The organism is Maribacter vaceletii (assembly GCF_003634105.1).
Lineage (GTDB): Bacteria > Bacteroidota > Bacteroidia > Flavobacteriales > Flavobacteriaceae > Maribacter_B > Maribacter_B vaceletii.
Window position 1 is genome coordinate 112,620 of sequence record NZ_RBIQ01000013.1, and the last position, 17,799, is coordinate 130,418.

Here is a 17,799-nt window from a genome sequence, read left to right on the forward strand (position 1 = left end):
ATTTAAGAACACATTGTTAATTTAGTATCACCATTATATTATGGCTAGAATAAAAGATAATAACCCAATTAAAAGGTTCGATAAAATTTCCATCGGATTAGCATCTCCTGAAGCAATTTTAGGAGAGTCTAAAGGTGAAGTTTTAAAGCCTGAAACTATTAACTATAGAACTCACAAACCAGAGAGAGATGGTCTTTTCTGTGAGCGAATTTTTGGTCCTGTTAAGGATTATGAGTGTGCTTGTGGTAAATATAAAAGAATTCGTTACCGTGGTATTGTTTGTGACCGTTGTGGGGTAGAAGTAACAGAGAAAAAAGTACGTAGAGATAGAGTAGGGCACATTAATTTAGTTGTTCCTGTAGCGCATATCTGGTATTTCCGTTCTTTACCTAATAAGATTGGATACCTTCTTGGATTACCATCTAAGAAACTAGATATGATTATCTATTACGAGCGTTACGTGGTTATACAACCAGGTATAGCTAAAGGTCCAGAAGGAGAAGAAGTTAAGAAAATGGATTTCTTAACAGAAGAAGAGTATTTAAATATTGCTGAGGAATTACCGCAAGAAAATCAATATTTAGAAGATTCTGACCCAAATAAGTTTATTGCTAAAATGGGAGCGGAATGTCTTATAGATTTATTGGCTAGAATTGACTTAACGGAATTATCTTATGAGTTAAGACATAAAGCTAATACAGAGACTTCTAAGCAAAGAAAGACAGAAGCTTTAAAAAGACTTCAAGTTGTTGAAGCTTTAAGAGAATCTCAGGAAAATAGAGATAACAGACCAGAATGGATGATTATGAAAGTAATCCCTGTAATTCCACCAGAATTACGTCCATTAGTACCATTAGATGGCGGTCGTTTTGCAACATCAGATTTAAATGATTTATATAGAAGAGTTATTATCCGTAATAACCGTTTAAAGCGTTTAGTTGAAATTAAAGCTCCAGAAGTTATTCTTAGAAATGAGAAACGTATGCTTCAGGAATCTGTAGATTCTTTATTTGATAACACTCGTAAAGCATCCGCAGTAAAAACAGAATCTAACAGACCATTAAAATCTCTTTCAGATTCATTGAAAGGTAAGCAAGGTCGTTTCCGTCAAAACTTACTTGGTAAGCGTGTGGATTATTCTGCTCGTTCTGTAATTGTTGTAGGGCCAGAATTAAAATTATACGAATGTGGTCTTCCTAAAGATATGGCTGCGGAACTTTACAAGCCTTTTGTAATTCGTAAATTAATCGAAAGAGGAATTGTAAAAACAGTTAAATCTGCTAAGAAGATAATAGATAAAAAAGAACCTGTAGTTTGGGATATCTTGGAAAATGTTCTTAAAGGACATCCAGTATTACTTAACCGTGCTCCTACGTTGCACCGTTTAGGTATACAATCTTTTCAACCTAAATTAATTGAAGGTAAGGCGATACGTTTACACCCATTAGCATGTACGGCATTTAACGCCGATTTTGATGGGGATCAAATGGCAGTTCACTTACCATTAGGGCCAGAGGCTATTTTAGAAGCACAACTATTAATGTTGGCATCTCAAAATATCTTGAACCCAGCAAATGGTTCTCCTATTACAGTACCTTCTCAGGATATGGTATTAGGTCTATATTATATGACAAAGGAAAGAAAGTCTACACCAGAGGTTCCTATTAAAGGAGAAGGGTTAACTTTCTATTCTTATGAAGAAGTAGAAATTGCTTTAAATGAAGGAATGGTAAATCTTAATGCAGGAATTAAAGTTCGTGCTAAAGATTTTAATGAAGAAGGAGAATTAGTAAACAAAATTATACCAACAACGGTAGGTAGAGTATTGTTTAATATGAGAGTTCCTGAACAAGCAGGATACATTAATGATGTATTAAATAAGAAATCATTAAGAGATATTATTGGTGGAATTTTAGCTGTTACGGATGTTCCTACAACAGCAGATTTCTTAGATAGAATTAAGACTTTAGGATATGATTATGCCTTTAAAGGTGGATTATCTTTTAGTTTAGGTGATATTATTATTCCAAAAGAGAAACATGAAATGATTGCAGATGCTAATGGTCAAGTAGACGGCATTATGGCAAACTATAACATGGGTCTAATTACTAATAACGAACGTTATAATCAGGTTATTGATGTTTGGACTTCTACCAATGCGCAGTTAACAGAGTTAGCAATGAAGCGTATTAGAGAGGATCAGCAAGGATTTAACTCGGTATATATGATGCTTGATTCTGGTGCGAGGGGTTCTAAAGAGCAAATCCGTCAGTTAACAGGTATGCGTGGATTAATGGCGAAACCTAAAAAATCTACCGCAGGTGGTGGAGAGATTATTGAAAATCCGATTCTTTCTAACTTTAAGGAAGGTCTTTCCATTTTGGAATACTTTATCTCTACGCACGGTGCTCGTAAAGGTCTTGCCGATACCGCTCTTAAAACGGCAGATGCCGGTTACTTAACACGTCGTTTAGTAGATGTTTCTCAAGATGTTATTATTAACATTGAAGATTGTGGAACATTAAGAGGTGTTGAAGTTCAGGCACTTAAAAAGAATGAAGAAGTTGTAGAAACTTTAGGTGCTAGAATTTTAGGTAGAGTTTCATTACATGATGTTTATAATCCTTTAACTGAGGAACAATTACTTACTGCTGGTCAGGAGATAATGGAATCCGATGCGAAGAAGATTAATGAGTCACCAATAGAAAAAGTAGAAGTACGTTCTGCTTTAACTTGTGAGGCAAAGAAAGGTATTTGTGCTAAATGTTATGGTAGAAACTTATCTACTAATAAGATGGTACAAAGAGGAGAAGCTGTTGGTGTTGTTGCAGCGCAATCTATTGGAGAACCAGGAACACAGTTAACATTGCGTACCTTCCACGTGGGTGGTATTGCAGGTAACATTTCTGAAGATAATAAGCTTATCGCTAAATTTGGCGGTGTTGCAGAGATAGAAGATTTAAGAACGGTAACTGGAGAAGATTCTGAAGGAAACCCGGCAACAATTGTAATATCTAGAACATCGGAAATTAAAATTGTAGAGCCTAAGTCTGGTATCATATTAAGTACAAATAACATACCTTATGGTTCTCAATTATTCATTGAGAATGGAGCTAAAATTGCTAAAGAAGATGTAGTTTGTTCTTGGGATCCATATAACGGTGTAATTGTTTCTGAATTTCCAGGTCAAATTTCTTATGAGAATATTGAGCAAGGGGTTACGTATCAAGTTGAAATTGATGAGCAAACAGGATTCCAAGAAAAAGTTATTTCAGAATCTAGAAACAAGAAACTAATTCCAACATTATTAATTAAGAATGGTGATGAAGTATTGCGTTCTTATAACTTACCAGTAGGTTCTCACTTAATGGTAGATGATAATGATAAGATTAAAGAAGGACAAATTTTAGTTAAGATTCCTCGTAAATCTGCTAAAGCAGGTGATATTACGGGTGGTCTTCCAAGAGTTACCGAGTTATTTGAAGCTCGTAACCCATCTAACCCAGCTGTTGTTTCTGAGATTGATGGTGTGGTTTCTTTTGGTAAAATTAAAAGAGGTAACCGAGAGATAATTATAGAATCTAAATTAGGAGAAGTTAAGAAGTATTTAGTAAAACTTTCTAACCAAATCTTAGTTCAGGAAAATGATTATGTTAGAGCTGGTATGCCACTTTCTGATGGATCAATTACTCCAGAAGATATTTTAAAAATTAAAGGCCCATCTGCTGTGCAGCAGTACTTAGTTAACGAGGTACAGGAAGTATACCGTTTACAAGGAGTGAAAATTAATGATAAGCACTTTGAGGTTGTTGTAAGACAAATGATGCGTAAAGTACGTATTGTTGATCCAGGAGATACTATTTTCTTAGAAAACCAATTAATTCATAAGCAAGACTTTATTGTTGAGAATGATGAAATTTATGGAAAGAAAGTTGTTGTAGATGCTGGAGAGTCTGACACAATAAAGCCAGGCCAAATTATTACAGCTAGAGAGCTTAGAGATGAAAACTCTATTTTAAGAAGAGCAGATAAAAATTTAGTTGAAGCTAGAGACGCTGTAGCTGCTACAGCAACTCCAATACTTCAAGGTATTACACGTGCATCTTTACAGACTAAATCATTTATATCTGCTGCTTCCTTCCAGGAAACAACTAAAGTGTTAAATGAAGCTGCTGTAAGTGGTAAAGTAGATACTTTAGAAGGATTAAAAGAGAATGTAATTGTAGGTCATAAAATACCTGCAGGAACTGGAATGCGAGATTATGATAATATTATTGTTGGCTCTAAAGAAGAGTATGATGAAATTATGGCTCGTAAAGAAGCTTTAAAGTTTTAAATTATAATAACCCTCGATGAAAATCGAGGGTTATTTTTTTATACCTACTTTCTATACTAATTTTACATTAGTAAAGTTTTATAAGAGTATTAAAAATTGAATAATATTATGAGTGATGAATCTAAAAAACAACAACAAATAAATATAGAATTAGATGAAAAAACTGCCGAAGGAACATATTCCAATCTTGCGGTAATTAATCATTCTGTCTCTGAGTTTGTTGTAGATTTTATAAGTATGATGCCTGGTGCTCCAAAAGCCAAGGTAAAGAGTAGAATTGTTTTAACACCACAACATGCTAAAAAATTCTTAAGAGCTTTAAGTGATAATGTAGATCGTTTTGAAAAAGCTCATGGAACTATAAAAGATTATGAGCAGCCACCTATTCCAATGAATTTTGGGCCAACTGGTGAAGCATAAAAAAAGCGATGAAATTTAATTTCATCGCTTTTTTTTATTATAGAAAATTCTGCTAATCAAATTCAGAAGTAAAATGTAATTTTACATTAGAATATTTCTGTTGTGTCATTTGTAAAGAGAAACTAGAGTCTGCTAAGAAAACTAGTTGCCCTTTTTTATCTTTTGCTAAGAACTTCTGTTTAACACGAATGAACTCTTTGAATTCATCTGTCTTATTGTTAGATTGGTCTACCCAACAAGCTTTATGTACTGGGAAGTTTTCATAGCTGCATTTTGCACCGTATTCATGCTCTAGTCTATATTGAATCACTTCAAACTGTAAAGCTCCAACAGTACCTATAACTTTTCTGCCATTTAATTCTAAAGTAAAAAGTTGTGCTACACCTTCATCCATTAGTTGGTCAATCCCTTTATAAAGTTGCTTAGATTTTAATGGATCTGCATTGTTAATATATCTAAAATGTTCTGGAGAAAAACTTGGAATGCCTTTATAGTTTAATTGTTCTCCTTCTGTTAATGTATCCCCAATTTTAAAATTTCCAGTGTCATGTAAACCTACAATGTCCCCAGGATAGGAGATGTCTACAATTTCTTTCTTTTCAGCAAAAAAAGCATTAGGACTTGAAAATTTTAACTTTTTACCTTGACGAACATGTAAGTAGGGTTTATTTCTTTCAAAAGTACCAGAAACAATTTTAACAAAAGCTAATCTGTCTCTATGTTTAGGGTCCATATTAGCATGTATTTTAAATACAAATCCGGAAAGTTCTTTTTCATTTGAATCTACAAGGCGTTCTTCTGCTAATTTAGGTCTAGGAGGTGGGGCAATATTTATAAAACAATCTAATAATTCACGTACACCAAAGTTATTTAGGGCTGATCCAAAAAACACAGGTTGTTGTTCTGCTTTTAAATAAGCTTCTTTATTAAATTCTGGGTAAACTCCATTTACTAATTCTAAATCATCTCGTAATGTGTCTGCTGCTTTTTCTCCAATTAATGTTGTGAGTTCAGGGCTTTGTAAATCATCTATAGCAATAGTATCTTCAATATTCTTTTTACTATCCCCACTAAATAGGTTTACATTTTTTTCATAGATATTGTATATTCCTTTAAAATCATATCCCATACCTATAGGAAAACTTAAAGGAGTAACTTTTAGTCCAAGTTTTTGTTCTAAATCATCTAATAAATCAAAAGCATCTTTACCTTCTCTATCTAATTTGTTAATAAAAACAAGCATAGGAATGTTTCGCATTCTACAGACTTCAACAAGCTTCACAGTTTGTTCTTCAACACCTTTTGCAACATCAATAACGACAATGACACTATCAACAGCTGTAAGAGTTCTAAAAGTATCCTCAGCAAAATCTTTGTGACCAGGAGTATCTAAAATATTAATCTTTTTGTCATTGTATATAAAGGCTAAGACAGATGTGGCAACAGAAATTCCTCTTTGCCTTTCTATTTCCATAAAATCACTTGTAGCAGTTTTTTTTATTTTGTTGTTTTTTACTGCTCCTGCTTCTTGTATGGCCCCGCCAAATAATAATAACTTTTCTGTTAAAGTGGTTTTTCCTGCATCTGGGTGAGATATTATACCAAATGTTCTCCTTCGTTGAATTTCTGTCTTAAAGTCCATCATCTAAATTTGGCACAAAAATAAGGTAAAATATAAGATTATTTAGCTAGGATTTTAGTAATATTAACAGGAGTGTTTTAGAATAGGATAAATTCAAATATCGATTAACGGTATATTTTATCGATAAAATGCATGCTTGTGATTATTCAAAAAAAACCAATTTTATCGGTGTATTGTTAAGAGACTGTATATGATTAACATTTTAACGAGGATATTAGTTTTTTAAAGATTTTACACAATTTATAGAAAGAAAAGAATTTGATGAAAAGATTTTTACATTTATCTTGCGTTATTATATTTAATGCTCCCAGCATCTTACTATTTATAAATTTTCTTACTAGCCATGGTGATAAGTAAAACTAAAATTACTACCACTTATGGAACTTTTTACTGCTTATATTTTTAAGAAAAGTATAATATCTAAATTAGGTTTATGTTTGTTTTTAATAACATCTTCATCTTTTGCTATAGATGATGGTGACGTTAAAACTGAAAATAAACTTTTTCTAAATTTATTATTTAATAGTGATTTAGATTTAGATAATGATGGTATTTTAAATAGTGTAGAAGATGGTAATGCGGATGGTGATGATAACTATTTAACAAACCCCACAGATTCAGACGATGACGGGATTCCTAATTATATGGACATAGATTCAGATAATGATGGTATTCTGGATAATGTAGAGGGACAAAAATCATCTAGTTATGTTGCACCTTCTGGGTTCGATTCTAACAATAATGGTCTAGATGATGCTTATGAAGGTTCTTTTGGTTTTGGAATTAATCCTTATGATACAGATAATGGAGGGATTCCAGATTATTTAGATATAGATTCTGATATAGATGGTATAAGGGATAATTTTGAAGCTCAAGAATTTACGGATTATGTTGCACCTTCTGGATTAGATGCAAATGATAATGGATTAGATGATGCTTATGAAGGCTCCTATGGTTTTGGAATTAATCCAATTAATTGTGATGATGATGAATTTCCAAATTTTAGAGATTTTGATTCAGATAATGATGGAATTAAGGATAAAGTGGAAGCACAAAATTCAGAGGACTATATTGCACCTACAGGAGATGCAAATAATAATGACATAGATGATTCTTATGAATTAGGATTAAATCCAATAGATACAGATGGAGATAATATTCTAGATTATGTAGATATAGATAGTGATAATGATGGTATTTTGGATAATGTTGAAAGTCAATTGTATACAAGTTATATAGCTCCTTCCGGTGTAGATGCTAATAATAATGGTTTAGATGATATTTACGGAGGAGATGGTATTGACCCTATAAATTCAGATAATGATACTAAACCAGATTTTAGAGACATTGATTCGGATAATGATGGTATTCCAGATAATATTGAAGCTCAAACTACAATAGGTTACATTGAACCATCTGGCTTAGATTCTGATTTTGATGGTTTAGATAATGCCTACGAAGGAGTCAATGATGAAGGTATTGTTGTTGTAAATACAGATGGTGAAGATGCTCCAGATTATTTAGATTTAGATAGCGATAATGATAGTGTTTCAGATAATAATGAAGGGAACGATTTTAATTTTGATGGAGTTCCGGATCAGACATATACAGGAGTAGATACCGATGGCGATGGTCTAGATGATGGTTATGAAGGCAGTGATGTAAATGATGGTTTCGATGTAAATGATGAGATTAATGATCCAGCAAATGATTTACCAGATACCGATGGAACAGAGGATGTAAACTATAGAGATTTAGATGATGATGGAGACGGAATAAACACTCCGGATGAAGATGCAGATGGTGATGGCGATCCAACCAATGATGATACAGATGGCGATGGTACTCCAGATTATTTAGACCCAACAGATAATAGTCCAGATACAGATGGCGATGGTGTTCCAGATGTTGTTGATTTAGACGATGATAATGATGGAATCTTAGATAGTGTTGAGGATCCAAATTTAGATGGCGATGATGACCCATCAACGGATGCATTGGATACGGATGAAGATGGTATTCCAAACTATTTAGATATAGATGCAGATAATGATGGTATTCCAGATAATGTAGAAGTACAAACTACGGATGGCTATATTGCACCAAATGATGATGACGCAGCAACTTATACAGATAATCAAGGATTAAATAGTGCCTATCCAGATGGATTAACACCAGTTAATACAGATGGTGAAGATGCTCCAGATTATTTAGATTTAGATAGTGATAATGATAGTGTTCCAGATAATAATGAAGGGAACGATTTTAATTTTGATGGAGTTCCGGATCAGACATATACAGGAGTAGATACCGATGGCGATGGTCTAGATGATGGTTATGAAGGCAGTGATGTAAATGATGGTTTCGATGTAAATGATGAGATTAATGATCCAGCAAATGATTTACCAGATACCGATGGAACAGAGGATGTAAATTATAGAGATTTAGATGATGATGGCGATGGAATAAATACTCCTGATGAAGATGCAGATGGCGATGGCGATCCAACCAATGATGATACAGATGGCGATGGTACTCCAGATTATTTAGACCCAACAGATAATAGTCCAGATACGGATGGCGATGGTGTTCCAGATGTTGTTGATTTAGACGATGATAATGATGGAATCTTAGATAGTGTTGAGGATCCAAATTTAGATGGCGATGATGACCCATCAACGGATGCGTTGGATACGGATGAAGATGGTATTCCAAACTATTTAGATATAGATGCAGATAATGATGGTTTACCAGATAATATAGAAGCCCAAACTACCGATGGTTATATAGCACCAAATGATGACGACGCAGCAACATATACAGATAATCAAGGATTAAACAGTGCCTATCCAGATGGCTTAACACCAGTTAATACAGATGGTGAAGATGCTCCAGATTATTTAGATTTAGATAGTGATAATGATAGTGTTCCGGATAATAATGAAGGGAACGATTTTAATTTTGATGGAGTTCCGGATCAGACATATACAGGAGTAGATACAGATGGCGATGGATTAGATGATGGTTATGAAGGCAGTGATGTAAATGATGGTTTCGATGTAAATGATGAGATTAATGATCCAGCAAATGACTTACCAGATACCGATGGAACAGAGGATGTAAATTATAGAGATTTAGATGACGATGGTGATGGTATAAATACACCAGATGAAGATGCAGATGGTGATGGTGACCCAACCAATGATGATACAGATAATGATGGTACACCAGATTATTTAGATCCAATAGATGATACACCAGAAATATTTGAAATAGAAATAAATCAAATAGTATCTCCAAACTCTGATGGTAAAAATGACTTTTTGTTTATTCGTGGCGTTGAGAATGCATTAAATAATTCTTTAAAGATATTTAACCGTTGGGGTGTTGCTGTATATGAAGGAGAAGAATATAACAATCAAAATAATGTTTTTGACGGAAGGTCTAAGGGTAGGTCAACTGTAAGTGGAGGAGAATACTTACCAGCTGGGGTATATTTTTATATATTTGAATACCAGAATCAAAACGATAGTCTTAAACAAGTAACCAATAGTGGTTATATTTATGTAAGTAAGTAATCAATTATAAAACACATGATTATTAAAAAAAGATTTTTAGCATTAATACTTTTAGGTTTCGTTTTCTTAGAAAACGCTCAAGCACAACAAGATGCCCAGTATACGCAATATATGTTTAATACTATGAGTGTTAATCCTGCTTATGCAGGCTCTAGAGGGCAATTAAGTGTTGCTGCCTTATATAGAGCACAATGGGTAGGTTTAGATGGGGCACCAAAGTCACAAACTCTTAATGTGCATTCTCCTATAAGAAATAGTAAATTGGGGTACGGTTTTTCTATTGTTAATGATGAAATAGGGGATGGGGTAGTACAAGAGACGTATTTTGATGCAGTTTTATCCTATACAATAGATGTTTCCTTGGAAGGGAAATTATCTTTTGGAATTAAAGCAGGTGGTAATATGCTTAATTTAGACTTTAATGGTCTTCGTAATTTTGATGTTGAACCAGTAAATGCAGATAATATAGAAAATAGATTTTCGCCAAACTTTGGTTTAGGTATTTATTACCATACAGATAGGTTTTATGCAGGTTTATCTGCACCAAATTTATTACAAACAGATCATTTTGATAACTCTAAACAAGACGCAAACTCGGTACAGTTTTTATCTCAAGAAAGAATAAATTTTTACTTTATTACGGGTTATGTTTTTGATTTAAATGGTGACTTTAAATTTAAACCAGCCTTATTAACTAAAATAGTAGGAGGAGCACCGTTACAGGTAGATTTTTCTGCTAATTTTATGTATAACGATCGTTTTACTTTTGGCGCAGCTTATAGATGGGATGCAGCTTTAAGTGGTATGGTAGGTTTTCAAATATCAGACCAATTTATGTTAGGCCTTGCTTATGATAGAGAAACTACAGATTTAGGAGGAACACAATTTAATGATGGTTCTTTTGAAGTTTTCTTACGTTATGAGTTAGTTAAATCATTTAGAAGATTAGTTTCACCTAGATTCTTTTAATTTATAAAAAATGAAAAAAAGATTACAAATATTAATTTTTGTCTTCTCACTTTTAATTGGAGTAGGTTCTGTTGCTCAAGAGAAAAGGGTTACAAAAGCAGATACTGAATATAATGAGTATTCATTTAGCCCCGCTATAGATATTTATAAAAAAGTATTAGATAAAGGATATGTTTCGGCAGACTTACTTAAGAATTTAGGAAACTCCTACTATTTTAATGCAGATTATAAGCAAGCCTCAGATGTCTACAAAAGATTAATAGATGATTATGGTAAAGAAGTAGGAGCAGAATACTTTTTTAGATATGCCCAAACTTTAAAATCTCTAGGAGATTATGAGGGATCTAATGCTATCATGACAAAATTTTCTGAAATTACAGATAATGATGCTAGGGCTAGTGGTTTTAAAGAAGAGAAAAACTACATAGAAGATATTAAGAAAAATTCAGGAAGGTATACAGTAAAGCCTTTTAAGTTTAACACTTCTTACACAGAGTTTGCGCCATCTTTTTACAAAGAAGGATTACTATTTTCTTCGGATAGAGATACTGGAAATTTAGCTAGATATAGACATACATGGAATTCTAAAGATTTCTTAGACCTCTATGATACGAATGATTCCATTGTAAATAAATTAGGAAAAGAAGTTAATACACGTTTACACGAATCTACATCAGTAACAACTAAAGATGGTAAAACACTTTATTTTACACGAAATAATTTTAAGAATGGTAAATATGTAAAAGACGAAAAAGGAGTTATACGTCTAAAAATATTTAAAGCAACCTTCGTAGATAGTACTAATGTTTGGTCTAATTTAGAAGAGCTTTCTATTAATAGTGATTCTTATTCAGTTGCGCACCCAGCTTTAAGTGCAGATGAAAAAAGACTATATTTTGCGTCAGATATGCCTGGCTCTCTAGGAGCATCAGATATATTTAGAGTAAACATAAATGAGGATGGTACATATAGTACTCCAGAAAACCTTGGAAGTAATATAAATACAGAGGCTAGAGAAACATTTCCTTTTGTCACTAATGAAGGAGTTTTATACATGTCATCAGATGGGCATCCTGGTTTAGGTGGCTTAGATGTTTTTGCAACTAATGTTGCTGATGGAAAATTAAATGGTTCAGTAGTAAATGTAGGAGAACCTGTAAATAGTAAGATGGATGATTTTACATTCATTTTTAATTCAGAAACAAAAAAAGGATATTTTGCATCTAATAGAGAAGAAGGTAAAGGAGCAGATGATATCTATAGTTTTATAGAGAATGAGCCTTTACTGTTAGATTGTCATCAGGCAGTAACAGGAACAGTAAGAGATAAAATTTCTAACGAAGTTCTTGTGGGGGCTGCAGTTAAAATAATTGATGAAAATAATACTGAAATATCTTCTGCTATAACAGATTCTAGTGGTGCATACGCTATAGATTTAGACTGTAATCAAGGTAATTTTGTTAGAGCGGTGATGGAAGGTTATGTGCCTGCAGAAGAATATTTAGGAAAATCTGATGGGAAGGCTAAAATTATTGATTTTTATTTAGAAAGAGATAAGGTTTCTGGAGGATATGGAGATGATTTAGCTAAATTACTTCAACTAAGTACTATATATTTTAATTTTGATAAATATAATATTCGTAAAGATTCAGAAATTGAAGTACAAAAAGTAATTGCAGCAATGGAGAAATACCCAAGTCTTAAAATTAAAGTAAATTCTCATACAGATAGCAGAGGAAAAGATTCATACAATTTATGGCTATCTCAAAAGAGAGCACAAGCAACTGTAGATTATATGATTTCTAAAGGTATTTCTAAAGATAGATTACAAGGACAGGGTTACGGAGAAACGAAGTTAATAAACAAGTGTTCTAACGGTGTAAAATGTTCAGGTAAAGAGCATGAATTAAATAGAAGATCAGAGTTTATAATTTTAGAATAAATAGATAAAATTATTATTTTTTAAAAGCTGCCATTAGGCAGCTTTTTTTGTTTAGAAGTATATGTACTTATTGGAAACACCACTTTTTTGCATATTCACCATCTCTTTATGGTCATATACAACAAATATTAAATAAAGAGAGTTATGCTTCTTATATTTATTTTCAATTTGGTGATTAAAATATAGATACTATTATTTGTGTCAATTTTTCACCGTTCTTTTTTTAGTGAAATATTATGAAACTCCCCCTTTCTTTAATATACTTATTATTTGCTACAGTTTCCCTGACAGCACAGGAAACCTATAGAGATAATTTTAGTTCTGTTTCTTACTCTAACAACAATGGTTCTCAAAACTGGGCAACAAATTGGATAGAAACAGGAGATACAGATACTGGACCCAATAGTCAATATATTAGAATTAGTAGTAATCGTTTAGAATTATACTACATCTGGAATGAAAATATTAGAAGAACAGCAAATTTAAATGGTGCAAGTTCTGCAACCTTAAGTTTTACCTGGCAGGCCATTAGCTTAGGAGGTAATAGATCTTTAGGAATAGAAATGTCTAATAATGGAGGGGCTAGTTATACGCAAATAGGGACGGTAACAGGGAATAATTCTTCAGGTACATTTAGTCAAGATATATCTGCATATATATCTGCAAATACAACAATAAGATTTTCAAAATCAAATTCTAATTGGCGTAATGATGATTATGCCTATATAGATAATGTACAAATATCTGCTACATATCCATCAGCTACACCAGAATTGTCTATTGATGATGTTGTGGTAAGTGAAGATGGAGGTAATGCAATTTTTACAGTTACACATACGGGAACAAACGCTTTAGGTCCTTTTATTGCAAATTATAGTACGGTTAATAGTAGTGCAACATCTGGGTCAGATTATACTACAACATCTGGATCATTAAATTTCACTGGAATTTCAGGAGATACAGGTACTATTACTGTTCCTATTTTGGATGACTCTACAATAGAAAATATAGAAAATTTTACAGTAGAATTTACAAGTGTAACAAATACCAATGTAGATATTACAGATATAGGTACTGGTACCATTAATGATGATGATGCCTTAATAATGACTGATGGTGGTTCAGCAACTACTTGTAGTGATACTTTTTTAGACCCAGGCGGACTAAATAATTATGGTAATAATCAAGATATAGAATATACTATTTGTCCAGACATTGCTGATAATTATGTTAATATAGATTTTTCTAGTTTTGATGTAGATAATAGTGATTTATTATATATATATGACGGCAACTCTACTGGAGGTACTTTAATAGGGCAATATAATAATAACAATGTACCTACAAATATAGAGGCAACAGGAGCTAGTGGTTGTTTAACTTTCAGATTTGTTTCTAATGGTAATAATACAGGTGCAGGTTGGGTAGCTTCAGTTAATTGTTATCCAGAAGGACCTAGAATTGTAATTGACGATATTTCTTTTGATGAAACAGTAGGTAATGCCGTTTTTACAGTTAGATCAACAAGAGCACCACATGGTAGAAATGTTTTTCTTTTTGGTTTTGTCGAAACACCTTTTACAGTAGATTTTCAAACGGTAGATGGCACCGCATTAGCTGGTAGTGATTACACAGCATCATCAGGAACTTTAACATTTAATGGAGAAGTAGGAAATATACAGACAATATCTGTCCCCATTTCTAATGATGGAGTACCAGAAATTGCGGAAGATTTCACAATAGAATTTACAGGAGCAAATGCACCAGATGTACCAGTAAATTATTCAGATACAGGTACTGGAACAATAAACTCACAAATTCTTGCAAACGATCCATTAACTCTTTTTGATGAATTTGATGGTTATTATGATTATACAACTACAGGAGGGTCTTTAAGAACAAATAGTAATACTACCAATGCATGTTCTATTACAACATCTTCATCTAATACATTGGTTTCTCAGATACCTGGTACAGCAAATATTGTAAAAGCATACTTATATTGGGCACATTCTAGTACAGTAACAGATCCAGTTGTAACTTTTGAAGGGCAAACGGTAAATGCAAATTATTTATACCAAACCACATTAACTACAAGGAATTTTTATGGGTATGTAAGTGATGTAACAACTATAGTACAAGGAGTAGCAAATCCATCAACCAATGTTTTTGATTTCTCTGACCTTACAGTAGATAATACAGGTAATTATTGTTCTACAGCAACAGTTTTAGGAGGCTGGTCTTTAATGGTTTTTTATGAAGATAAATCCTTACCAGCCGTAAATATTAATTTATATCAAGGTTTTGATGGTCTTAGTAATGATGGAACATCCTTTACGTTAGACTCATTTTATGCCATTGCAGGCTTAGGAGCCAAGGCCTCTTTTCTTTCTTGGGAAGGCGATGCTACGCTAGATGGTTCTAGTTCTGGATCCACAAACCCAGAAGAGTTGTCTATTACAAACCAAGCAGGAACAACATTTATACAATCTGGTGATGGCGGACAAACAGGCAACAATGTCTATAATTCTACTATATATGATAATACAGTAGCCCCCATATATAACGTTTCTACGACCTATGGTTTAGATTTAGATACGTATGATATATCCTCTTATATTTCTCCTGGAGATTCCCAAGTTACAGCAAATGTAGATGTGGGGCAGGATTTTGTAATATCAGCAGCGGTAGTTTTAAAGGTGCCATCTAATTTAATAGCAGGAACAGTATTTGAAGATTATAATTACCCAGGAGGACAAGGTAGAGATCAAGTAACGTCTGGAGGAGCTGGTGTATCAGGAGCAATAGTAGAATTATTTGATTCTTCTGGTAATTTTATTCAAAGGAAGTCAACTGATATTGATGGTAATTATTCCTTTGGAGGAATGGCAGATGGAAATTATAATATTAAGGTTGTAAACTCTACAGTAAAATCTACAAGAACAGGAGGGCTTAATTGTTCGGCATGCTACCCGGTACAAACTTATAGATCTTATGGTACAGTTGGTTCTTTAGTAGATGAAGTAAATGAAATAGGAGGAGCAAACCCAGCAAGAACGCAAGATGTAGCTTTAGGAGTAATTAATAACGCCCAAAGTGTATCTGAAGTTTCTGTAGCTAGTAATGGTGTTGTTGGTATTAATTTTGGATTTAATTTTAATACTATTGTAAATACTAATGATAGTGGGCAAGGTTCATTAGAACAGTTTATAGTAAATTCTAATAACTTAGAGGAAGCTATTATAGATATTGAGGCAAATTCAATTTTTAACCCTGCAGCAGGAGAAGACACTTCAATTTTTATGATACCAACAACAGGAGATCCTTTAGGGAGAACAGCAGATGTAAATTATGCAAGCGGAATTTTTAATATTTTAATTCCTAATGGTAATCCATTAACAGAAATCACAGGAACAAGAACTATAATAGATGGTAGGACACAAACTGCTTATTCAGGAAATAGTAATTCTGGGACAATAGGAGCAGGAGGAACTACAGTAGGTACTTCGTTAACAGCGTTACCTATTTATGATAGACCCGAAATACAGATTAATAAAGGCAATGGAGATGTTATGACTACTTCAGGTTCAGATGTGGTTTTAAGAAATGTATCCATATTTGCAGGAAACAATGCTGGAGTCATAATAAATGGAGGTGCAGCAACAGTTTCAAATTCATTATTAGGTGTTAATGCCTCAGGAGTTAATGCAGGTAACATAGATTTTGGGGTAGAAGTTATAGGAGGAGCCGCTATACTAGATTCAAATTATATTGCGAGTAATTCTAATGCAGGTATTCTTGTAAACGGAGGAACATCAACCATAATACAAAATAATCATATTACTGATAATGGAGCAGGAGCTTGTTTTGATAATATAACATTGCAAAGTGGTTCTGGGATAAATATTAACCATAATTTAATAAATAATGCCGCTGCGGCAGGTATAGATGGGGATGGTATAACAGGAAATGTACTTATAGAAGAAAATACTATCAGTAATTCTGGTCAAGATGGCGGTAATTGCGGAGGAAATATAGAAAATATAGGTATTAAATTAGACGGAGACAACTCATCAATACTAAAAAATACAATCTACTCTAATGGTGGTTCAGGTATCGTTTTAACTGGTGGGAATACATCTGGGAATTTAATTTCACAAAATTCTATTTATGCAAACGGAACTGGTAGCCCAGCTTTAGGTATAGATTTGGACCCTACAGATAATGTGGGAGATGGAGTTACTTTAAATGAAACAGGAGATACAGACAATGGCCCAAATGGGTTGTTAAATTTCCCAATAATTACAGGTGCATTTGTTTCTGGATCAAACTTAATAGTAGAAGGTTGGTCTAGGCCAGGAGCTACAATAGAACTTTTTTTAACAGATGTTAATCAAGGTACAGCTACTGTTGGGGACAACCAATTGGGAATGGTAACTGATTATGGGGAAGGGCAAACCTACTTAGCAACTTTTATAGAAGGTAGTGGGGCAGATACAGCATCTGGCTCATCGGCTTATACAGATTTGGATGGTAATACAGATAATACAAATAAATATAGAGTTGTAATCTTATTACCTTCGGGTGTTGCAAGAGGAAATGTTGTTACAAGTACGGCTACAATAGCAAATTCTACATCAGAGTTTTCGCCTACGAGTATTGTTAAATCGTATACCGTTATTACTAATAGAAGAATAACTTATAGAGTAAATAAAAACTAATAAACTTAAATACTTTTCCTTAACACCAGTAAGTTTAATCTTACAGTTTGTGAATATCCTTTTTTTGATGAATAATTAATACTTCATGTTTTCTGTTTTTAACCATATAATTAAGGGTTTACACAACATAAATAAGTATTAGAAGAGGCGTAGCCCTAATTTTATAGATTAGTTCCCCAAACTAATAAATA

Annotated in this window: 7 protein-coding genes; 6 read left to right on the plus strand and 1 reads right to left on the minus strand. The window is 33.1% G+C overall.

Features of this window, described 5'->3' with window-relative positions; translation table 11 throughout:
* Positions 1–40 precede the first annotated feature (40 nt).
* Together rpoC and CLV91_RS16210 are read left to right on the plus strand one after the other, a co-directional pair.
* Complete coding sequence (gene rpoC, locus CLV91_RS16205; protein WP_121069276.1) at positions 41–4,336, plus strand: DNA-directed RNA polymerase subunit beta'; 4,296 nt, start codon at positions 41–43, stop codon at positions 4,334–4,336.
* 108 nt (positions 4,337–4,444) lie between these two features.
* Positions 4,445–4,756 carry a DUF3467 domain-containing protein gene (locus CLV91_RS16210; RefSeq protein ID WP_121069277.1) on the plus strand — a complete coding sequence of 104 codons (312 nt, stop codon included), beginning with the start codon at positions 4,445–4,447 and terminating at the stop codon, positions 4,754–4,756.
* A gap of 52 nt (positions 4,757–4,808) precedes the next feature.
* Here the strand turns inward: CLV91_RS16210 and CLV91_RS16215 are convergent, their stop codons facing one another.
* Positions 4,809–6,398 carry a peptide chain release factor 3 gene (locus CLV91_RS16215; protein ID WP_121069278.1) on the minus strand — a complete coding sequence of 530 codons (1,590 nt, stop codon included), beginning with the start codon at positions 6,396–6,398 and terminating at the stop codon, positions 4,809–4,811.
* Between the two features lie 377 nt (positions 6,399–6,775).
* On the opposite strand from CLV91_RS16215, the gene CLV91_RS16220 reads away from it, so the two are divergent.
* The 4 genes from CLV91_RS16220 (at position 6,776) to CLV91_RS16235 (ending at position 17,608) form a co-directional block, all read left to right on the plus strand.
* A complete protein-coding gene (locus CLV91_RS16220; protein ID WP_121069279.1) occupies positions 6,776–9,976 on the plus strand; it encodes a T9SS type B sorting domain-containing protein in 3,201 nt (1,066 codons plus the stop codon).
* 15 nt (positions 9,977–9,991) lie between these two features.
* The gene (locus CLV91_RS16225; protein ID WP_121069280.1) at positions 9,992–10,945 is read left to right on the plus strand and encodes a PorP/SprF family type IX secretion system membrane protein; all 954 of its coding nucleotides are present in this window, start codon (positions 9,992–9,994) and stop codon (positions 10,943–10,945) included.
* Positions 10,946–10,955: 10 nt separating this feature from the next.
* Positions 10,956–12,887, plus strand: coding sequence for an OmpA family protein (locus CLV91_RS16230; RefSeq protein WP_121069281.1), 1,932 nt, complete (start codon positions 10,956–10,958; stop codon positions 12,885–12,887).
* A gap of 236 nt (positions 12,888–13,123) precedes the next feature.
* Positions 13,124–17,608: a beta strand repeat-containing protein gene (locus CLV91_RS16235; protein WP_121069282.1), complete on the plus strand. Its 4,485-nt coding sequence runs from the start codon at positions 13,124–13,126 to the stop codon at positions 17,606–17,608.
* The last annotated feature ends 191 nt before the right edge of the window (positions 17,609–17,799 follow it).